Here is an 18,547-nt window from a genome sequence, read left to right as displayed (position 1 = left end):
CAGGCGACTTGACACAAGCACCCAACGCCTATCTATACGGCATTGCGGCTAGGTGACCACCACGAGGTCGGCCCTTTCCCTGGTGCGGTCCTCGGCGAACCACGCCTCCTCGGCGGCGAACCAGGCCCGCCACTGCTCCTCCAGCCGCGGCCCGTCGCGCTCGATCACCCGCCGCCGGCGCACCTCGCGCGGCGCCTCCATCCAGACGCGGAAGGCCAGCAGGTGGTCGGCGCCGCGGCGGGCCGTCCCGACCCCCTCGATGAGGAGCACCGGGGCGGGCGGGACGGCGACGTGCTCGGCGTAGCGGCCCCGCACCCAGTCGTAGCGATGAAACCCACCTGCGCGGCCTCGAGACAGCGGCTCCAGCACGGCTTTCTCCAAAGCGCCGAACCACGCGCCGGGCCCCTCCTCCCACGGCACCGGGAAGTCGTCGCTGTGCACGACCTGCGCCTTCAGCTCCGCGCCCAGCCGCAGGGCCAGCGTCGTCTTGCCGGAGCCGGCCGGGCCGTCCACGGCCACCAGCCGCGCCGGGCCGCAGGACGGCGGCAGGGCACGGATGCGAGCGGCGACCTCGGACAAGGGGACCATCGAGCCGATGGTCCCATAGGGGATGATGGAGACCCGACACCACGTGGAGGTTCACTTGCGCGGACCCTTGGAGGGCGTCGTCGTCCTCGACCTGTCCCGTGCGCTGGCCGGGCCGCACGCCGCCCAGATGCTCGGCGACCTCGGCGCGCATGTCATCAAGGTGGAGCATCCCGCCGGCGGGGACGAGTCGCGCGGGTGGGGGCCGCCGTTCGCCGGCCCGTCCGGCGACATCTCGACGTACTTCCTGGCGGCCAACCGCAACAAGCGGTCCATCGTGGTCGACCTGAAGGCGCCCGAGGGCAAGGCGCTGGTGGAACGGCTGGCGCGGCACAGCGACGTGCTGATCGAGAACTTCCGCACCGGCGTGCTGGACCGCCTCGGCCTGTCCTTCGACCACCTGCGCGAGCTCAACCCCCGCCTGGTCATCCTGTCGATCACCGGCTTCGGCCACGACGGGCCCGAGGGCGGCCGGCCCGGCTACGACCAGATCGCCCAGGGGGAGGCCGGGCTGATGTCGCTGACCGGCCCCAGCCCCGAGGAGCCCTACCGGGTCGGCGCGTCCATCGCCGACCTGCTCGCCGGCATCCACGGCGCGTACGGCGTGGCCGCCGCGCTGTATGAGCGGGAGAAGACCGGCAAGGGCGCCGTGGTGCGCACCTCGCTGCTGGCTGCGGTGACGGGCGTGCACTCCTACCACGGCACCGCCTGGACGGTGGGCGGCCAGGTCCCGCGGGCCGGCGGCAACCACCACGCCTCGATCGCCCCCTACGGGGCCTTCCACTGCGCCGACGGCATGCTGCAGATCGCCGTCGCCAACGACGCCCAGTGGCGCAAGGTCGCCACCCTGCTCGGGATCGACCCCGACGACCCCCGCTACGCCACCAACCGCGACCGCTTCGCCCACCGCGACGAGCTGATCGCGGACATGGAGAAGGCGCTGGCCGCCCACGGCCGCGACCACTGGCTGGCGGCCCTGCGCGAGCTGGGCGTCCCGGCCGGGGCCATCCGCTCGATCGACGAGGTCTACGCCTGGGAGCAGACCCGCTCGCAGGGGCTGCTCGTCCCGGTCGACCACCCGGTGCTGGGCCGCATCGAGCTGCCCGGCCCGCCGCTGCGCTTCGACGACCACCCGCGGATGGAGCACGCGCCGCCGCCGATGCTGGGCGAGCATCAGGACGAGGTGCTGGCCTGGCTGGAGGAGCGGGAGCGGCGGTGAGCCCGTCAGCGAGGGCCGACGCCAGGACGCTGATCGAGACGGTCCTCGACCCTGGGTCGTGGCGGTCGTGGGACGCGCCGGTGGCCGATCCGGCCGAGCCCGGCTCCTCCTACGCCGAGGAACTGGCCGCGGCCCGGGCCAAGTCCGGCTACGACGAGGCGGTCCTCACCGGGGAGGGGCTGCTGGAGGGTCGCCGGGTGGCCATCGTGGCGTGCGAGTTCTCCTTCCTGGCCGGGTCGATCGGGGTGGCGGCGGCGCGGCGGCTCGTCGACGCGGTCGAGCGCGCCACGAGCGAGCGGCTGCCGCTGCTGGCCGCGCCGGCCTCCGGCGGCACCCGCATGCAGGAGGGCGCGCTGGCCTTCGTCCAGATGGTCAAGATCAGCGCGGCGGTCCAGCGGCACCGCCGGGCCGGCCTGCCGTACGTGGTCTACCTGCGCCACCCGACGACCGGCGGGGTGTTCGCCAGCTGGGGGTCGCTGGGCCACATCACCGCCGCCGAGCCGGGCGCGCTCATCGGCTTCCTGGGGCCGCGCGTGTTCGAGGCGCTGCACGGCTACCCTTTCCCCGCGGGGGTGCAGACGGCCGAGAACCTCTTCGCGCACGGGCTGGTCGACGCCGTCGTCGACGCCGCCGATGTCAGGCAGGTCGCCGTCCGGGCGCTGCGGGTGCTGTGCCGCGACGGCGGCCCGCTCGACCCCGGCGAGCCGCCCGAGGAGGAGCTGCGCCCGGTGGAGGCGTGGGAGGCCATCACCCGGTCCCGCCGCGACGACCGTCCCGGCGTGCGGCACCTGCTCAAGCTGGCCGCCTCCGACGTCACCCCGCTCAACGGCACCGGCGAGGGCGAGCACGACCCCGGCCTGCTGCTGGCGCTGGCCAGGTTCGGCGCCGCCCCGGCGGTGGTGCTGGGCCAGGACCGCACCCGCCAGCGGACCGTCGCCCCGCTCGGCCCGGCGGGGCTGCGCGTGGCCCGGCGGGGCATGCGCCTTGCCGCCGAGCTGCGGCTCCCGCTCGTCACCGTGATCGACACGGCGGGCGCGGCGCTGTCGAAGGCGGCCGAGGAGGGCGGGCTGGCCGCCGAGATCGCCCGCTGCCTGGCCGACCTGGTCACGCTGGAGGCGCCCACGGTCTGCCTGCTGCTGGGCGAGGGCGCCGGCGGCGGGGCGCTGGCCCTGCTGCCCGCCGACCGCGTGGTGGCCGCCCAGCACGCCTGGCTGTCGCCGCTGCCGCCGGAGGGCGCCTCGGCCATCTTGTACCGCAGCGTCGACTTCGCGCCCGAGATCGCCCGCGCCCAGGGCGTGCGCGCCACCGACCTGCGGCGCGACGGAATCGTCGACCGCATCGTGCCGGAACGGCCCGACGCCGCCTACGAGCCGCGGGAGTTCTGCGCCCGGGTGAGCCGCACGCTGGAGCACGAGATCGCCGTGCTGTCGGCCATGAGCGAGCAGGACCGGCTCGCGGCCCGCCTGGCCCGCTACCGTTAGGGGACCGGGATGCGCTCGATCCTGATCGAGAAGACCTCCTCGCGCGGGACGATCACCTCGTAGGCGCCGTGGTCGACCATCCAGTAGCCCAGCGCCTCGGCCTTGACCAGGCTGTGGCCGGTGTAGGCGATGTGCAGGCCGCTGTCGTCCTCGTCCAGCACCATGCACGGCTCGCCGCCGAACGCGCCGACCGTGCGGACGAGCACCAGCCACTCCAGCTCCTCGCGCCGCACCGTGCGCCGCCAGTAGCCGGAGGCCTCCTCGAAGCCCTCCCGCTCCTCCTCGCTGAACAGCACGACCTGGTCGTCCTCCGGGCCGACCGCGGCGGGGAAGGTGTGCTCGCCGAGGCGAGCGACGAACCCGTTGGTGATGGGGACACTCATGTGGCGCGCCGCCAGGTGAGCCCGTCGTACTCGGCGAAGGGCCGCCACTCCTCGGCGGTGACGTGCACGATCTCCGCGCCCGCCGGGATCGGCATCGGCATGGTGTGGAACTGCGGCACGACGTGCTCGCGCGAGGTGGTGAACCCGTTGCCGGCGAAGGGCGGCACGTCGCTCCAGTCGCCGCCCATGTGCGGGCCGTACGGCACGGCGTAGGTGTCGACGTCGCGGGCGTACCACCGCATGAGGTACAGCTCGGGCACGTCGGGCGTGAGCTGGGAGCCCTCGAAGCCCAGGTCCAGGCCGAAGTAGAGCTGCCGTGGCGTGGTCAGCCGCGCGCAGTCCTGCACCCGGTAGACGTAGCCGGAGATCACGGTCCGCTTGCCCGACAGGTAGGGCACGAGCAGGTGCGGCGGCACCACCTTCTGCATCTGCGTCCTGCTCACGCTTCCACTTTACTTTCCGGTGACCTTCAGGATCCGATGTTCGAGGCAGGGCAGGGTGGCCCTGGCCGAGGCGGTCATCTCGTGGTCGACGCGGACGACCTGCACGCCGGGGGCGCTGCCCAGGTCGGCCCGCACGACGCCGAGCGGGTCCACCAGCACGCTCCTGCCGATGCCGAACCCGTCATTGGACTCGGCCGGGTTGGGGGCCTGGCCGACGGCGGCGGTCCACATGGTGTTCTCCAGCGCGCGGGCGCGGACCAGCGTCAGCCAGTGGTCCTCCTTGAGCACCCCGGACCCCCAGGCCGCGATCACGGCGAACAGCTCGGCGCCCCGGTCCACCAGCGCCCTGGCCAGCTCGGGGAAGCGGACGTCGTAGCAGGTGATGAGCCCGATGCGCAGCCCCGCCAGCTCGACCACCGCCGGCTCGCCGCCGGGGGCGACCAGGCTGGACTCGCGGGAGCCGAAGGAGTCGAACAGGTGGATCTTGCGGTAGGCGCCGGCCAGGGTGCCGTCGGGGCGCAGGGCCACGGCGGTGTTGTACACCCGGCCCGGGCCGGGCTCGAACACTCCGGCGATGACGGCCGTGCCGTGCTCGCGGGCGGCCTCCGCCAGGCCCGTGACGAAGGGGCCGTCGAGGGGTTCGGCCAGCTCGGTGATGTGCTTGCCGTACCGGGTGAGGGTGGCCTCCGGGAAGACGGCCAGCTCGGCGCCCTCGGCCCGGGCCAGCGCCTCGCGGGCCCGTTTGAGGTTGACGGCGGGGTCAGGGGAGACCGGGATCTGGCACAGCGCGATGCTCGTCACCGTCCGACTTTATCCGGGTGTTGGAGACTCTGTGGAGGTGCGTCAGGCACCGCCACACCCACTCCAGCGGGCCGTACCGGAACCGCGCCAGCCACAGGTGGCACGCGACCGCCTGGACGGCGATCGTCACCCCGGCGGTGAGCAGCACCGGCCCGTCGGTCAGGGCGATGACCAGCGTGCCGGTGATGTAGTTGGTCAGCGCCATGCGGCCCAGCGGCTCGAACACCCCGGTGCCCGGCAGCAGCAGGAAGCCGGTGGCGTAGGCGGCGGCGCCGGTCAGGCAGGCCAGCGTGTACAGCGTCCAGGAGCCGCTCTCGCTGTGCGACCACGTCCACAGCAGCGCGACGGAGGCGGCGGCCGAGACGGCGAAGGCTGGCGCCAGCCATATCCGGCCGGGCCGCAGCTCCATGATCGCCATGCCGAGCAGGAGCAGGCCCGGGATCAGCAGCGCGCCGCCGCCCGCCCACACGCCCCAGGCCAGCACGCCGAGCGACAGCGGCAGCACCAGGAAGCCGGGCATGAAGGAGGCGGGCAGCAGCAGGCCCATGCCCCACAGGGCGTAGTGGGTCAGCACCTCGCCGTCGTAGTAGAGGTTCTGCACCAGGCCGAAGCACAGCAGCCAGAACAGCCGGCGCAGCAGGACCCAGCGCGAGTTGGTCCGCATGATGAGCACGAAGCTCACGCCGAACAGTGCCGAGAAGACCGGGTAGAAGCGGCCCTGGAGTGCGGACTCGATGAAGGCGTTCTGGGTGCCGCTGTGCTGCCAGGTGTTGACCAGCATGATCCCGCACACCGCGAAGCCGCGGAGCGCGTCGAGCTGTCTGATCCTTGTCGTCGCCATGGGGGTCAGGCATCTCAGCCTACGAGGTCAGTAGTCTTGGCGTGTGGCTGAACCCTTGGTCGAGCGGATGCGCTCGTTCGGCACGACGATCTTCGCGGAGATGAGCGCGCTCGCCGCGCGCACCGGCTCCATCAACCTCGGGCAGGGCTTCCCCGACACCGACGGGCCCCCGGCCATGCTGGAGCGGGCGATCGAGGCGATCAGGGCGGGCGTGAACCAGTACCCTCCCGGCCCGGGCCTGCCCGAGCTGCGCCAGGCCGTCGCCGACCACCGGATGCGCCACTACGGGCTGGCCTACGACCCCGACGGGGAGGTCCTGGTCACCGTCGGCGCGACCGAGGCCATCGCGGCGAGCGTGCTCGCGCTGTGCGAGCCGGGCGAGGAGGTGATCGCCTTCGAGCCCTACTACGACTCCTACGCCGCCTCCGTCGCGCTGGCGGGCGCCCGGCTGGTCGCGGTGACGCTGCGGCCCGAGGGCGGGCGCTTCACCTTCGACCCGGCCGAGCTGCGCGCCGCCGTCTCGCCCCGCACGCGGGCCGTGCTGGTCAACTCCCCGCACAACCCGACGGGGACGGTCTTCACGCGACAGGAGCTGGAGCAGATCGCGGCGGTGTGCCGGGACCACGGCCTGGTAGCGATCACCGACGAGGTATATGAGCACCTGGTCTTCGACGGGGTCGAGCACATCCCGCTGGCGACGCTGCCCGGCATGCGGGAGCGGACCGTGATGATCTCCTCGGCGGGCAAGACGTTCTCCGTCACGGGCTGGAAGACCGGCTGGATCTGCGCTCCGGCGCCGCTGGTGCGGGCCGTGCAGACCGTCAAGCAGTTCCTGACGTTCACCGCCGGCGGGCCCTGGCAGCTGGCCGTGGCCCACGCGCTGCGGCACGAGCTGGCGTGGGTGGCGGCGCTGCGCGAGAGCCTGGAGAGCAAGCGCGACCGGCTGATGGAGGGGCTGACCGCGGCGGGCTTCGGCGTGCTCAAGCCGCTGGGCACCTACTTCGTCCAGACCGACATCCGGCCGCTGGGCCACGCCGACGGCATGGAGTTCACCAGGAGCCTGCCCGAGCTCGCCGGCGTGGTCGCCATCCCCACCCAGGTCTTCTACGACCATCCCGAGCGTGGCCGGCACTTCGTGCGCTTCGCCTTCTGCAAGAAGGACGAGGTGATCGACGAGGCTGTGACCCGCCTCAAGCGCCTGTCTACGCGATAGGGCAGGGTCGGCCCGTCTTCGCCCTGGCGCGGAAGGCCGCGGTCTTCACCCCCGGCTGACCTTCGTCTCCGCCGGCCTGCGCACGCCCGGCTGGACCCGGGCGCTGGGCCTGGACCGCCCGATCGACGCGGCCGTGAGCATCACCGCCGGGGCCGGCCACCACGGCTCGGAGTCCCACCTGCGGGCGGCTCAGCCGAGGTCCAGGCGCCACTCCATCCGCCGGTCGAGCACCTGGAACCCCAGCGCCTCGTTGATCGCCACCATGTGCGTGTTGGAGTCGGCGTTGCCGGTGAGGATCCGCGTGACGTCCGGCCGCTCGCGGCGCAGCAGGCCGAGGTTGGCGAGCTTGACCAGCAGCCCCAGCCGGTGGCCGCGATGCGGGCGCAGCACCACCGTGTCCTCCTGGTCGGCCCACCCGTCGGCGTCCTCCTCCACCAGCAGCCTGGTGTAGGCGGCCGGCGCGCCGGTCGCGACGTGCCGGGCCACCGTGGTGAAGGCCGTCTGGCCGCCGCGGACGACCGCCTCCTCATAGCGCCTGACCCGCTCGGCGTCCCACACCATGTCCTCCATGCCGGTCTCGCCGACCGGCGCGTCGTTCATGCCGTTGACCAGCGTGGCGAGGTCGGGCAGCAGGCGCTCGGGCGTGGGGCCGGTCCACTGCTCCAGCGCGTATCCCGCGCTGTGCCGTACCGCCTCGGCACGCAGCGCGGAGGCGTCGCGCACCGGCAGCGTCAGGAGGCGGAGGGAGTCGGCCATGGCGGGGCGGGCGCCCATGGCGCGGGCGAAGGCGGGACCCGGGCCCTCGGCGCGGGAGCCGCCCACCAGCGCCTCGCGGCCCTCCTCCCGGCACCGCTTCCTGGCCAGGCCGACCAGCGCGGTGCCGATGCCCTGCCGCCGCGCCCGCGGCAGCACGAAGGCGCTGGACAGGAAGCCCAGCCTGGTGTTGTCGGCGGTGGGCAGCACCAGCGTGATGCCGCCGACGACCGCCCCCTCGCGCAGCGCGGCCCACGTCTCCACCCGGTTGCCGGCCCAGCCGGTGGTCACCGCGACCGTGAAGCGGCGCAGGCCGAGTGGCGGCACCGGCGAGTCGGCTAGCGCGGCCCGGTAGGCGGCGTGGTACTCGGGGATCTGGTCCGGCTCCAGCCGGGAGATGTCCAGCACGGCCTGAGCGTATCTTCGCCGTCCAACGGTTTTCCGTTGGCGGACCTCGGCGTTCGACGGCCCGTTTGGCAGACATTGCCCATGAATCGCGCCGGTGTTGTCAGTAGCGTCGCCACCGTGGGTGAACGAGTCCTCATCGCGCTGGGCGGCAACGCCATGACCGCGCCCGACGGCAGCGCCTCGCCCGAGGACCAGCGGGCCGCGATCGAGCAGGCCATGGGACCGGTGCGCGGCCTCATCGAGGCCGGGCACCGGGTCGTGCTCACCCACGGCAACGGGCCCCAGGTCGGCAACCTGCTGCTGAAGAACCAGATCGCCGCCGACGTGGTGCCGCCGGTGCCGCTGGACTGGTGCGGCGCCCAGACGCAGGCCACGATCGGCACGCTCGTCCTCAACGCGCTCGGCGGGCGCACGGCGACCGTCGTCACCCGCACGCTCGTCGACGCCGCCGACCCCGCCTTCGCCGACCCCGTCAAGCCGATCGGCCGCTACTTCACCGAGCAGGAGGCGCGGCGCTTCGAGAAGCTGGGCCAGAGCTGGCGGCGCTTCGAGCGCGGCTGGCGGCGCGTGGTCGCCTCGCCCGAGCCGCTGGAGATCCTCGACGCCGACGCGGTGCGGGCGCTCATGGCCGCGGGCTTCACGGTCGTGGCCGCCGGGGGCGGGGGAGTCCCCGTGGTACGGCGCGCCGACGGCTCGCTGACCGGGGTCGAGGCGGTCATCGACAAGGACCTCGCGGCGGCGCTGCTGGCCCGCGCGGTCGGCGCGACGACCCTGATCATCGCCACCGACGTGCCCAACGCCGTCGTCGGGTACGGCGGGCCGGACCCGCGGCCGATCGGCCGGATCTCGGCCGGCGAACTGCGTGTCCTTCACGCCGCCGGGCACTTCGCGGGAGGCAGCATGGGTCCGAAGGTGGAGGCCGCGCTGCGGTTCGTCTCCGGCGGCGGGTCCCTCGCGGTCATCACGGCGCTGCGCGACCTGGCCGAGGCCCTCACCGGGAACGTCGGCACGAGAGTTGAACCACTGGCGAAGGAAGCGGAGAACCATGCCGGATCCGATTGAAGTGCGCAAAGTCATGATCGAGAGCGTGACCGACGCCTCCGGGCTCGAACGGCTCATCGACGAGGGCGTGATCGAGGCGCACCGGGTGCTCGCGGTGATCGGCAAGACCGAGGGCAACGGGGGAGTCAACGACTACACCCGCATCCTGGCCGACATGGCCTTCCGGGGCGTGCTCGCCCGCAAGGGCCACCCCGCGCCCGACAGCGTGCCGCTGGTGTGGTCGGGCGGGACCGACGGCGTCCTCAGCCCGCACGCGACCGTCTTCGCCACCGTCGACCCCTCGACCGTGCCGGCCACCGAGGAGCCGCGCCTGTCCGTCGGCGTGGCCATGAGCGACATCATCCTGCCCGAGGACATCGGGCGGCCCGCCATGGTCGAGAAGGTCGCGGCCGGGGTGCGGGAGGCCATGAAGATCGCCGGCATCGACGACCCGGCCGACGTGCACTACGTCCAGACCAAGACCCCGCTGCTGACCCTGGCCAGCATCGAGGACGCGCGCAGCCGCGGCAAGGACACCGCCATCGAGGAGACGGGCCCGTCCATGGACCTGTCCAACGCGACCACGGCCCTGGGCATCGCGGTGGCCCTCGGCGAGATCGAGATGCCGCGCGAGGACCAGATCTTCAAGGACCTGTCCCTCTACAGCAGCGTCGCCTCCTGCTCCAGCGGAGTGGAGCTGGACCGGGCCCAGATCGTCGTCGTCGGCAACGTCCGGGGGATCGGCGGGCGCTACCGCATCGGGCACTCGGTGATGAAGGACGCCCTGGACACCGACGGGATCTGGGAGGCCATCCGGTCCTCCGGCATCCCGCTGCCCGACCGGCCCCACCCCTCCGACCTGGGAGGACGCCTGGTGAACGTCTTCCTCAAGTGCGAGGCCGACCCGTCGGGCCGGGTACGCGGGCGGCGCAACATCATGCTGGACGACTCCGACGTGCACTGGCACCGCCAGATCAAGGCCGCCGTGGGCGGGGTCACCGCCTCGGTCACGGGCGACCCGGCGGTGTTCGTGTCGGTGGCGGCGGTCCACCAGGGCCCTTCGGGCGGCGGTCCCGTCGCGGCCATCGCCCGCCTCGACTGACCTCGTCACGAGGTGGCGGGAGTACGGCTCCCGCCACCCGGTGAGGCGTCACCCGTAGAGCTCCTCCACCCCGATCGGCGCCAGCCGCTCGCGCCCCGCCTGCTGCCTCAGCTCCGGGTCGAAGCCCTCGCCGCCGTAACACGCCACGACCGTCTGGCTGGTGTCGTATCCCCTGGCCGACAACAGGTCGCGGGCACGCCGCAGGCGGTGCAGGTGGCGCGGGTCCATCGCCTTGCCCCACTTGACCTCGCCGAGCGACAGAACTGTTCGGCGTCGCCCAGGCTCGGCGGGGGCGAGAACCACCACGTCCACCTGGATCCGGGTCCGGTTCGCCGGGTCGGGTACGGCTCCGGCCGCCACCTCGGCGGGCAGCCCGTCGAACAGCCGGATGCCCTCGCGGAGCGCGAACTGGCGGCACAACTGCTTGAAATGCGGGCCGACCACCCGGGCGAGAAAGCTGGGACGCGCGTGGTGCCGGCGAGGGGTGAGAGCTGCGGGCCGTTCCACTGGGAGCGGGAGCTGGTCATAAGCACGTGCGCGCCAAGAATGATAGCTACAGTTATGATAATCTCAGCTATCATTCTCGGCGTGACCGCCGGTAAGCCCGCACGACTGTTCGGCCGCGACGACGAGTGGCGCGATCTGATCGACTTCAGCACTGCCGCCTCCATGGGCGCCACTCTCGCTCTGGTGTACGGTCGCCGCCGCCAGGGCAAGACGTTGATGCTCGAACTGCTGGCCAGGCAGACGAAGGGGTTTCTCTTCGCGGCCACCCAGCAGACGGCGGCCCAGAACCTCGCCGATCTGGGCATGGCGTACGCCGACTATCGCGGACTGCGGCAGGCCGTCACCTTCACCGGCTGGCGGGAGGCCGTTGAGGAGTTGCTGCGCCTGGGCGAGGATCGCGCGACACCTGTGATCATCGACGAGTTTCCCTACCTCGTCTCCGCTACTCCCGCCCTGCCGTCCTATCTCCAGCAGGCCCTCAGTCCGCTGGGATACGCCAAGGAGCACACCCGCACCCGGTTGATCCTGTGCGGCAGCGCCTTGACCACGATGGCGCAACTGCTGGGCGGTGGTGCGCCGTTGCGCGGACGTGCCGCCATGGAATTGGTGGTCCGGCCCTTCGGATTCCGTGAAGCGGGCGCGTTCTGGGGAGTGTCGGACGACCCGGAGCTGGCCTTCCGCGTGCACGCACTGGTCGGCGGCACACCCGCTTACCTGGAGATGAGCGGCGGCTCCGGTCCGGCCAACCTGACGGAGTTCGACAGCTGGGTGGCACGCCGGCTCCTGAGCCCCGCCTCCGCGATGTTCCGTGAGGGGGCGCTGCTCCTGCGCGAGGAGCCGTCGATCGTTGATCCGACCTCCTACGCGGCCACGTTGACCGCCATCAGCGCAGGCAACCACCGGCGGTCGGAGATCGCCGCGGCCCTCGGACGGCCGAGCAGCGCGGTGGCCCATCTGCTGAGGGGCCTGTGCGACATCGGGCTGATCGAGCAGATCGACGACGCTCTGCGGGACAAGCGCACCGTCTTCCGGATCGCCGAGCCGGTCGTACGCCTCCACCAGCTGGTCATCCAGCGCCACGAGCCGGAGCTGGTGTCCAGACGGGCGGCCCGCGTGTGGGAGGCGTGCGCCGACACCGTGGCCGCCAAGATCTACGGCCCGCACTTTGAGGACCTCGCGCGCCAGTGGTGCTTCCTGCACGCCGACCCGGAAACACTCGGCGGTGCGGCGGCAGCCGTACGGCCCACCGAGATCGCCTGCCGCGAGCACCGCCAGGGACACGAGGTGGACATCGTGGTCACCGAGGGCATCCCTTTCGCAGGAGAGAGGATCACCGCCCTCGGAGAGGCGAAGGGCACGCTCGCGCCCATGGACCTGCCTCACCTGCAACGTCTGGAGCATCTGCGCGGCCTGCTCCCGGCCGCGAAGGTCGGCCGGCTGCCCAAACTGCTGCTGTTCGCCCGTTCCGGCTTCACCCCTGAGCTCAGGCGCCTGGCGCGGTCCCGGCCGGACGTGGAGCTCATCGACCTCCGTCGCCTGTACGGCGGCGCCTGACCGTGGGTCTTGGCGGCTGCTTCGGGAGTCGCCGGCGGCGGCCGTACAGCATTGGGGCGGTACGGTGAAGGATTGTGCCGAGCATCCCGCAACCCCTGCGTCCCGACGACGACGGCAGCGCCGACCCCGCCGTCGCCGCCGCGCTGTCCGCCTTCGCCGCCGGTACGGCTGACGCCACGGCCGTGCTGTCCGCGCTGAGCGGCGCGCGGCTGCTCGTGCCGGTGGTCGCGATCCTCACCGAGACCGAGGTGGGCGCGCACGGGCTCAGGCAGGAGAAGGAAAGCGAGATGGCCCTGCCCAAACTGGTGGGCAAGGACGGCAGGGAGGCGGTGCTCGCCTTCACGGGGACGGAGGCGCTGGCCCGCTGGCGGCCCGACGCGCGGCCGATCCAGGCGACGACGCCCCGGGTGTGCCAGGCGGCCGTCCAGGAAGGGGCGGCGGCCGTCGTCGTGGACGTGGCGGGCCCGGTGAGCTTCGTGATCGAGGGACCGGTGCTGCGGGCGCTGGCCGCGGTCCAGTCCGGTGCGGCTCACCCGGTTCCGGGCGTGACGGTGGCGCGTCTGGAAGCCGACGGCTCTCCCGCCGCCACCCCGAGCCCCGCCGCCGGTGACTCTCCTCCGCGGTGGCGCCGCTGGTTGTCCCGCCGCCGCTGACCGACCGCTCAGTGCTCCGGACGGCCCTCATGGACCGGGTGGACGCGGGTCCAGGTGGCGCCGCACCTGCACCGGTACTCCTCCACCAGGTCTCCGTCCTCGGTGACGGCCAGGCCGTGGTTGACGCGGACGTGGACGTGCTCGCTCATGAGGCCTTCCTGCCGGGGGGATCGGGAGGGGCTCACCACGGGTGCGGTGAGGCGTTTACGCAGCTGAGTGCGTGGCAGCCTAGCGCATCGGCCCCGCCGTTCCGCAGGCGCCGATTCTCCACAGCCCGGCCGGACCGCCCCGGCGTCATCCACAGTCCCGCACATCGGCGCCCTCGCCCCGCCGTACGCGATTAGGCTCAGCCGGGTGCTCAGCATCGTCGTGGCCTTCGCGGGAGGGTTCCTCGCGGGCCTTTACGCGCGCGCCGTCGCCGCCGGGTTCGGGCCGGACCCCGCGGACACGCGCAAGGAGGCCAGATACGCCTTCGGGGCCCTGTCGCGCCTGCCGCGCCCCGGCCGGCCGCCCGTCGTCGAGCTGGCCACCGCCACGGTGTGCGCCCTGGTCGCCTGGCGTGCCGCGCCGCCGTACCTGCCGGGCCTGGCCTACGCCGCCGTCGCCGGCGTCCTCCTGGCGGTGGTCGACTGGCGCACCCGCCGCCTCCCCGACGTGATCACCATCCCGTCCTACCCGATCCTCGCCCTCCTGCTGCTCCCCACCGGCGAGCTGCCCCGTGCCCTCCTCGGCGGCGTGGCCCTGGCCGGGGTGTACGGCGTGCTGTGGTTCCTGCGCCCGCACGCCATGGGCCTGGGCGATGTCAAGCTCGCCGGCCTGATCGGCATGGTGGGCGGCGCCCTCGGCTGGCAGGCGTGGGCCGTCGCCGCGCTGGCCGGGCAGTTCGCCGGAGCCCTCTACGCCATCGGCCTCCTCATCACGAAAAAGGGGGACAAATCAACGGAATTCCCCTTCGGTCCTTTCATGCTGATCGGCGCGCTGGCCGCCGTCTGTCTCGCCTGATGGTCACCCCGGACGGCGCACCCGGCCACGTCTGGAAGACTTGACCACATGCTGCGCTGGTTGACCGCCGGAGAGTCACACGGCCCCGAACTCGTCGCCATCATGGAGGGCCTCCCCGCCGGGGTGGAGGTCACCACCGAGGCGATCTCCGAGGCCCTGCGCCGCCGCAGGCTGGGCTACGGCCGCGGCGCGCGCATGAAGTTCGAGGAGGACAAGGTCACGATCGTGGGCGGCGTACGGCACGGCCGCACGATCGGCAGCCCCGTCGCCGTGCGGGTCGGCAACACCGAATGGCCCAAGTGGGAGAAGGTCATGGCGGCCGACCCGGTCGACCCGGCCGAGCTGGAGGGCCTGGCGCGCAACGCGCCGCGCTCACGCCCCCGCCCGGGCCACGCCGACCTGGCCGGCATGCAGAAGTACGGCTTCGACGACGCGCGCAACGTCCTCGACCGGGCCAGCGCCCGCGAGACCGCCGCCCGCGTCGCCCTCGGCGAGGTCGCCAGGCGCTTCCTGAAGCAGGCGCTGGGCGTGGAGATCCTCAGCCACGTGGTCTCGATCGGCGGCACCCGCACCCCCTCGGCCGACCTGCCCACCCCGGCCGATCTGGCGCGCATCGACGACGACCCGGTCCGCTGCTTCGACCCAGCGGGCAGCGCGGCCATGGTCGAGACGATCGACAAGGCCCACAAGGACGGCGACACGCTCGGCGGCGTCGTGGAGGTCCTGGCCTACGGCCTGCCGCCGGGCCTGGGCAGCTACACCCACTGGGACCGCCGGCTCGACGCGCGCCTGGCCGCCGCCCTCATGGGCATCCAGGCGATCAAGGGCGTGGCCGTCGGCGACGGGTTCGAGACCGCGAGCCGGCCCGGGTCCCGCGCCCACGACGAGATCGAGTACACCACCGCCGACGGCGTCAGGCGCGTCACCAACCGCGCGGGCGGCGTCGAGGGCGGCATGACCAACGGCGAGGTGCTGCGCGTAAGCGCCGCGATGAAGCCCATCTCCACCGTCCCGCGGGCGCTGGCCACCATCGACGTCAAGACCGGCGAGGCGGCCAAGGCGCACCACGAGCGCTCCGACGTGTGCGCGGTCCCCGCCGCGGGCGTGGTGGCCGAGGCCATGGTGGCGCTGGTGCTGGCCGACGCGGCGCTGGAGAAGTTCGGCGGCGACTCGGTCGAAGAGGTCGCGCGCAACCTGTCCGGATACCTGTCTGCGATGGTGATCAAGTGATGAAGGCCGTGCTGATCGGCCCGCCGGGCTCGGGCAAGACCACCGTGGGCCGCCTGCTCGCCGACCACCTCGGCGTCGCCTTCCGCGACACCGACGCCGACGTCGAGGCCGTCGCCGGCAAGCCGGTGAGCGACATCTTCGTCGAGGACGGGGAGGAGCGCTTCCGCGACCTGGAGGCGCAGGCCGTACGGCGGGCGCTGGCCGAGCACGAGGGCGTCCTCAGCCTGGGCGGCGGCGCGATCCTGCGCGCGGAGACCCAGGATCTGCTCCAGGGCCAGCCCGTCGTCTACCTGCAGGTGGGGCTGGCCGCCGCGGTGCAGCGGGTGGGGCTGGGGGCGGCCCGGCCGCTGCTGGTGCTCAACCCGCGCAGCCAGCTCAAGCGGCTCATGGAGGAGCGCAGGCCCATCTACGAGCGGCTGGCCGTCCTGACCGTGGCGACCGACGGGCGCGAGCCGCACGAGCTGGTGGAGGAGATCGTGAAGGGGCTCGCGCCGTGACCGTGACACGCATCGCCGTGCGCGGCGACCAGCCGTACGACGTCGTGGTCGGCACCGGCGTCCTCGGCGAGCTGCCCGGGCTGGTGGGCGCGGGCGTGCGGACGGTGGCGGTGATCCACCCGGTGGGCCTGCCGGAGATCGCCCGCCCGGTGTGCCACGCGCTGGAGGAGGCCGGGTTCGAGGTCGTGGCGCTGCCGGTGCCCGACGGGGAGCGGGCCAAGACGGTCCAGGTGGCCGCCGAGCTGTGGTCCGCGCTGGGCCGCCACGGCGTCACGCGGTCCGACGCGGTCGTCGGCGTGGGCGGCGGCGCCACCACCGACCTGGCCGGGTTCGTCGCCGCCACCTGGCTGCGCGGCGTCAAGGTGGTGCTCGTGCCCACGACGCTGCTGGCCATGGTCGACGCGGCCGTCGGCGGCAAGAACGGCATCGACACCCCCGAGGGCAAGAACCTGGTGGGCACCTTCCTGCCGCCCGCCGGGGTGCTGTGCGACCTGGCCACGCTGCCGTCGCTGCCGCGCGAGGACTACGTCGCGGGCCTGGCGGAGATCATCAAGGGCGGGTTCATCGCCGACCCGGCGATCCTCACGCTCATCGAGGCCGATCCCGCCGCGGCGACCCGGCCCGAGGGCGAGCACACCCGCGAGCTCATCGAGCGCAAGATCCGCGTCAAGGCCGACGTGGTCGGCGCCGACCTGCGCGAGGCGGGCCTGCGCGAGATCCTCAACTACGGCCACACGCTGGGCCACGCCATCGAGCGGGCCGAGCACTACCGCATGCGCCACGGCGAGGCCATCTCCATCGGCATGGTCTACGCCGCCGTGCTGGGCCGGCTGACCGGCCGCGTGGACCTGGTCGGCCGCACCCGCTCGATCCTGTCCTCGGTGGGCCTGCCCACCGCCTACCGCCGCGACGCCTGGCCGGAGCTGCGCGACCACATGCGGCTGGACAAGAAGAACCGCGGCGCCAGGCAGCGGTTCGTGGTGCTCGACGACCTGGCCAAGCCCGCACGCCTGGAGGATCCGAGCGAGGAGCTGCTGGAGGCGGCCTACCGGGAGGTGTCGCGATGAAGGTGCTCGTCCTCAACGGCCCCAACCTGCGCCGGCTCGGCACCCGCGAGCCGTCGGTCTACGGCGCCGACACCTTCGACGACCTGGTCAAGCTGTGCGAGGAGACCGGCTCCGCCCTGGGCCTGGACGTCGAGGTCCGCCAGACCGACGACGAGGCCGAGCTGGTGCGCTGGATGCACGAGGCGGCCGACGGCAGGATCCCGGTCGTGCTCAACCCGGCGGCGTTCACCCACTACTCCTACTCGCTGCGCGACGCCATCGCCCAGCGCACCGCGCCGCTGGTGGAGGTGCACATCTCCAACCCGGCCGCGCGGGAGGAGTTCCGCCACACCTCCGTGGTGGCGGGCGTGGCCACCGGCACCATCGCGGGCTTCGGCCTGCGGTCCTACGTGCTGGCCCTGCAGGCGATCGCGGAGCTGGCCAGGTCATGACGCGCTACAGCTCCTTCGTCGCGCTCGGCGACAGCTTCACCGAAGGGCTCAACGACCCGGGGCCGGGCGGCTCCTTCCGCGGCTGGGCGGACCGGGTGGCCGAACGGCTGGCGGCCGGGAACCCGTCCTTCCGCTACGCCAACCTGGCCGTGCGCGGCAAGCTGCTCGACCAGATCATCGCCGACCAGGTACCGCTGGCCGTGAAGATGGCGCCCGACCTGGTGAGCTTCTGCGCGGGCGGCAACGACCTGCTGCGGCCGGGCAGCGACCCGGACGCGATGGCCAAGAAGTTCGCCTCGGCCGTGCGCGAGCTGCGCTCCACCGGCGCCGAGGTGCTGGTGTTCACCGGCGTGGACCCGCGCGACACGCCGCTGATGCGGCGCATGCGCGGCAAGTTCGCGGTCTTCTACCTGCACGTCCGGTCCATCGCCGACCTGTACGGCTGCCGCGTCGTCGACCAGTGGTCGATGCAGGGGCTGCGGGACTGGCGGGCGTGGAGCGAGGACCGCCTCCACATGAACGAGGAGGGGCACCGCCTGGTCGCGGCCAGGGTGCTCGACGTGCTGGGCGTGCCGTGCGACGACACGTGGCGCAAGACCTGGCCGCCCCGGGAGTCGGTCGACCCGCGCGTCAGGCGCCGCGAGGACGCCCAGTGGCTGCGCGAGCACCTGATGCCGTGGATCACGCGCCGCCTCCGCGGGCGCTCCTCGGGCGACGGGCTCACCCCCAAGCGGCCCGACCTGCTGCCCTGGTGAAGCCGCCCGCTCAGGGGCGCGGCAGCCGCTTGTCGAAGACGACGCGGTCCACCGCCGGGCCGTCGTAGCCGGCGACGGGGCCGGTGACAGAGAAGCCCATCGCGGTGTGGAAGGCGATGGAGGCGCTGTTGCGCGGCGAGGTGATCGCCCGCACCCTCGTCCGGTGGCCGGCCGCGGCGAGAGCGAAGAAGCTCTCATAAAGGCGGCGGGCCAGCCCGCCGCCGCGGAAGGGCGGCGCGACGCCGGCGAAGTGGATGTAGGCGCAGTCCGGCATCGACGGCGACAGGAAGCCGACGAGGAACCCCGCCGGCTCGCCGGCGTTCTCGGCGACCAGGCTGGTGCGATGGAAGTGGTCGAGGAACAGCCGCGGCAGGTTCGACCGGACCGGCCGCCCCCACCAGTCGTCCACGACGGCGACGATGCGGTCGTAGTCGCCGGGTACGGCCGGCCGCAGCCGCGGGCTCTCGCTCGTCATCACGGATTCCTCACGTCTCGGGATGTGCCGTCCGGCAGGCCGCATCCCACCGTAGCCGTCCGCCCCGTGATCTCCGTACCGGTGGAGTGATCACACCTGAGCGCCG

The 18,547-nt window shown here is 73.0% G+C and carries 22 protein-coding genes; 13 read left to right on the top strand and 9 right to left on the bottom strand.

All coding sequences use genetic code 11. The features are described 5' to 3' along the window. Window positions 1-48: 48 nt before the first annotated feature. On the bottom strand, window positions 49-588 hold the full coding sequence (locus BSB02_RS20080) for a uridine kinase family protein (protein ID WP_084960553.1): 540 nt from the start codon (window positions 586-588) through the stop codon (window positions 49-51). Between the two features lie 55 nt (window positions 589-643). Here BSB02_RS20080 and BSB02_RS20075 point away from each other — a divergent pair, with 55 nt between their 5' ends. Continuing rightward, window positions 644-1,804, top strand: a complete 1,161-nt coding sequence (locus tag BSB02_RS20075; RefSeq protein ID WP_084960550.1) for a CaiB/BaiF CoA transferase family protein — start codon at window positions 644-646, stop codon at window positions 1,802-1,804. Next, the gene (locus BSB02_RS20070; RefSeq protein WP_084960548.1) at window positions 1,801-3,285 is read left to right on the top strand and encodes a carboxyl transferase domain-containing protein; all 1,485 of its coding nucleotides are present in this window, start codon (window positions 1,801-1,803) and stop codon (window positions 3,283-3,285) included. Before BSB02_RS20075 ends, BSB02_RS20070 begins: the two co-directional genes overlap by 4 nt. Here the strand turns inward: BSB02_RS20070 and BSB02_RS20065 are convergent. From BSB02_RS20065 to BSB02_RS20050, 4 genes are read right to left on the bottom strand one after another with little or no spacing between them, the layout of a single operon-like run. Further along, on the bottom strand, window positions 3,282-3,668 hold the full coding sequence (locus BSB02_RS20065; protein WP_084960546.1) for a hypothetical protein: 387 nt from the start codon (window positions 3,666-3,668) through the stop codon (window positions 3,282-3,284). The genes BSB02_RS20070 and BSB02_RS20065 overlap by 4 nt on opposite strands. Then, window positions 3,665-4,111, bottom strand: a complete 447-nt coding sequence (locus tag BSB02_RS20060; RefSeq protein WP_240506535.1) for a hypothetical protein — start codon at window positions 4,109-4,111, stop codon at window positions 3,665-3,667. The genes BSB02_RS20065 and BSB02_RS20060 overlap by 4 nt, the downstream gene beginning before the upstream one ends. A gap of 9 nt (window positions 4,112-4,120) precedes the next feature. Continuing rightward, window positions 4,121-4,912, bottom strand: coding sequence for a carbon-nitrogen hydrolase family protein (locus BSB02_RS20055; RefSeq protein WP_084960542.1), 792 nt, complete (start codon window positions 4,910-4,912; stop codon window positions 4,121-4,123). Continuing rightward, the gene (locus tag BSB02_RS20050; protein WP_084960541.1) at window positions 4,872-5,753 is read right to left on the bottom strand and encodes a DUF418 domain-containing protein; all 882 of its coding nucleotides are present in this window, start codon (window positions 5,751-5,753) and stop codon (window positions 4,872-4,874) included. Before BSB02_RS20050 ends, BSB02_RS20055 begins: the two co-directional genes overlap by 41 nt. 67 nt (window positions 5,754-5,820) lie before the next feature. Here BSB02_RS20050 and BSB02_RS20045 point away from each other — a divergent pair, with 67 nt between their 5' ends. Then, complete coding sequence (locus tag BSB02_RS20045; RefSeq protein ID WP_420855870.1) at window positions 5,821-6,966, top strand: pyridoxal phosphate-dependent aminotransferase; 1,146 nt, start codon at window positions 5,821-5,823, stop codon at window positions 6,964-6,966. Between the two features lie 189 nt (window positions 6,967-7,155). Here BSB02_RS20045 and BSB02_RS20040 read toward each other — a convergent pair whose 3' ends face one another. Then, complete coding sequence (locus tag BSB02_RS20040) at window positions 7,156-8,127, bottom strand: GNAT family N-acetyltransferase (protein WP_158088680.1); 972 nt, start codon at window positions 8,125-8,127, stop codon at window positions 7,156-7,158. Between the two features lie 117 nt (window positions 8,128-8,244). Here BSB02_RS20040 and BSB02_RS20035 point away from each other — a divergent pair, with 117 nt between their 5' ends. After that, window positions 8,245-9,189 (top strand): carbamate kinase, encoded by a 945-nt coding sequence (locus BSB02_RS20035; RefSeq protein ID WP_240506534.1) that lies wholly within the window; start codon window positions 8,245-8,247, stop codon window positions 9,187-9,189. Then, window positions 9,173-10,270: a barbiturase gene (bar, locus tag BSB02_RS20030; protein WP_084960533.1), complete on the top strand. Its 1,098-nt coding sequence runs from the start codon at window positions 9,173-9,175 to the stop codon at window positions 10,268-10,270. Before BSB02_RS20035 ends, bar begins: the two co-directional genes overlap by 17 nt. A gap of 48 nt (window positions 10,271-10,318) precedes the next feature. Here the strand turns inward: bar and BSB02_RS20025 are convergent, their stop codons facing one another. Then, window positions 10,319-10,714 (bottom strand): hypothetical protein, encoded by a 396-nt coding sequence (locus BSB02_RS20025; RefSeq protein WP_084960531.1) that lies wholly within the window; start codon window positions 10,712-10,714, stop codon window positions 10,319-10,321. A gap of 144 nt (window positions 10,715-10,858) precedes the next feature. Here BSB02_RS20025 and BSB02_RS20020 point away from each other — a divergent pair, with 144 nt between their 5' ends. Together BSB02_RS20020 and BSB02_RS20015 are read left to right on the top strand one after the other, a co-directional pair. Beyond that, window positions 10,859-12,331, top strand: a complete 1,473-nt coding sequence (locus BSB02_RS20020; RefSeq protein WP_240506532.1) for an AAA family ATPase — start codon at window positions 10,859-10,861, stop codon at window positions 12,329-12,331. Window positions 12,332-12,405: 74 nt separating this feature from the next. After that, a complete protein-coding gene (locus tag BSB02_RS20015) occupies window positions 12,406-12,984 on the top strand; it encodes an SseB family protein (protein ID WP_084960528.1) in 579 nt (192 codons plus the stop codon). Window positions 12,985-12,992: 8 nt separating this feature from the next. On the opposite strand, the gene BSB02_RS41095 is transcribed toward BSB02_RS20015, so the two are convergent. After that, on the bottom strand, window positions 12,993-13,133 hold the full coding sequence (locus BSB02_RS41095) for a hypothetical protein (RefSeq protein WP_169729407.1): 141 nt from the start codon (window positions 13,131-13,133) through the stop codon (window positions 12,993-12,995). Between the two features lie 205 nt (window positions 13,134-13,338). On the opposite strand from BSB02_RS41095, the gene BSB02_RS20010 reads away from it, so the two are divergent. The 6 genes from BSB02_RS20010 to BSB02_RS19985 are packed head-to-tail and all read left to right on the top strand — an operon-like array spanning window position 13,339 to window position 17,966. After that, on the top strand, window positions 13,339-13,986 hold the full coding sequence (locus BSB02_RS20010; RefSeq protein ID WP_084960527.1) for a prepilin peptidase: 648 nt from the start codon (window positions 13,339-13,341) through the stop codon (window positions 13,984-13,986). 48 nt (window positions 13,987-14,034) lie between these two features. After that, a complete protein-coding gene (gene aroC / locus BSB02_RS20005; RefSeq protein ID WP_084960526.1) occupies window positions 14,035-15,216 on the top strand; it encodes a chorismate synthase in 1,182 nt (393 codons plus the stop codon). Further along, entirely contained in the window at window positions 15,216-15,713 is a 498-nt protein-coding gene (locus BSB02_RS20000) for a shikimate kinase (RefSeq protein WP_084960525.1), read from the top strand. The genes aroC and BSB02_RS20000 overlap by 1 nt, the downstream gene beginning before the upstream one ends. Beyond that, window positions 15,710-16,780 carry a 3-dehydroquinate synthase gene (gene aroB, locus BSB02_RS19995; RefSeq protein WP_084960524.1) on the top strand — a complete coding sequence of 357 codons (1,071 nt, stop codon included), beginning with the start codon at window positions 15,710-15,712 and terminating at the stop codon, window positions 16,778-16,780. The genes BSB02_RS20000 and aroB overlap by 4 nt, the downstream gene beginning before the upstream one ends. Then, entirely contained in the window at window positions 16,777-17,211 is a 435-nt protein-coding gene (gene aroQ, locus BSB02_RS19990) for a type II 3-dehydroquinate dehydratase (RefSeq protein WP_084960523.1), read from the top strand. The genes aroB and aroQ overlap by 4 nt, the downstream gene beginning before the upstream one ends. Continuing rightward, window positions 17,208-17,966 carry an SGNH/GDSL hydrolase family protein gene (locus BSB02_RS19985; RefSeq protein ID WP_084960522.1) on the top strand — a complete coding sequence of 253 codons (759 nt, stop codon included), beginning with the start codon at window positions 17,208-17,210 and terminating at the stop codon, window positions 17,964-17,966. Before aroQ ends, BSB02_RS19985 begins: the two co-directional genes overlap by 4 nt. A gap of 10 nt (window positions 17,967-17,976) precedes the next feature. Here the strand turns inward: BSB02_RS19985 and BSB02_RS19980 are convergent, their stop codons facing one another. Continuing rightward, the gene (locus BSB02_RS19980; protein ID WP_084960521.1) at window positions 17,977-18,441 is read right to left on the bottom strand and encodes a GNAT family N-acetyltransferase; all 465 of its coding nucleotides are present in this window, start codon (window positions 18,439-18,441) and stop codon (window positions 17,977-17,979) included. Window positions 18,442-18,547 lie beyond the last annotated feature (106 nt).

The organism is Thermoactinospora rubra (assembly GCF_002093975.1).
Lineage (GTDB): Bacteria > Actinomycetota > Actinomycetes > Streptosporangiales > Streptosporangiaceae > Nonomuraea > Nonomuraea rubra_A.
This window is presented reverse-complemented; position numbering and strand designations above follow the sequence as displayed.

What these genes read in the sequence shown, in the direction of transcription:
- aroQ (WP_084960523.1), top strand. Translation starts at nt 16,777, where the DNA reads ATGAAGGTGCTCGTCCTCAACGGCCCCAACCTGCGCCGGCTCGGCACC.
- BSB02_RS41095 (WP_169729407.1), bottom strand. Translation starts at nt 13,133, where the DNA reads ATGAGCGAGCACGTCCACGTCCGCGTCAACCACGGCCTGGCCGTCACC.
- aroC (WP_084960526.1), top strand. Translation starts at nt 14,035, where the DNA reads ATGCTGCGCTGGTTGACCGCCGGAGAGTCACACGGCCCCGAACTCGTC.
- BSB02_RS20000 (WP_084960525.1), top strand. Translation starts at nt 15,216, where the DNA reads ATGAAGGCCGTGCTGATCGGCCCGCCGGGCTCGGGCAAGACCACCGTG.
- bar (WP_084960533.1), top strand. Translation starts at nt 9,173, where the DNA reads ATGCCGGATCCGATTGAAGTGCGCAAAGTCATGATCGAGAGCGTGACC.
- BSB02_RS20065 (WP_084960546.1), bottom strand. Translation starts at nt 3,668, where the DNA reads ATGAGTGTCCCCATCACCAACGGGTTCGTCGCTCGCCTCGGCGAGCAC.
- BSB02_RS20045 (WP_420855870.1), top strand. Translation starts at nt 5,821, where the DNA reads ATGCGCTCGTTCGGCACGACGATCTTCGCGGAGATGAGCGCGCTCGCC.
- BSB02_RS19980 (WP_084960521.1), bottom strand. Translation starts at nt 18,441, where the DNA reads ATGACGAGCGAGAGCCCGCGGCTGCGGCCGGCCGTACCCGGCGACTAC.
- BSB02_RS19985 (WP_084960522.1), top strand. Translation starts at nt 17,208, where the DNA reads ATGACGCGCTACAGCTCCTTCGTCGCGCTCGGCGACAGCTTCACCGAA.
- BSB02_RS20080 (WP_084960553.1), bottom strand. Translation starts at nt 588, where the DNA reads ATGGTCCCCTTGTCCGAGGTCGCCGCTCGCATCCGTGCCCTGCCGCCG.
- BSB02_RS20050 (WP_084960541.1), bottom strand. Translation starts at nt 5,753, where the DNA reads ATGGCGACGACAAGGATCAGACAGCTCGACGCGCTCCGCGGCTTCGCG.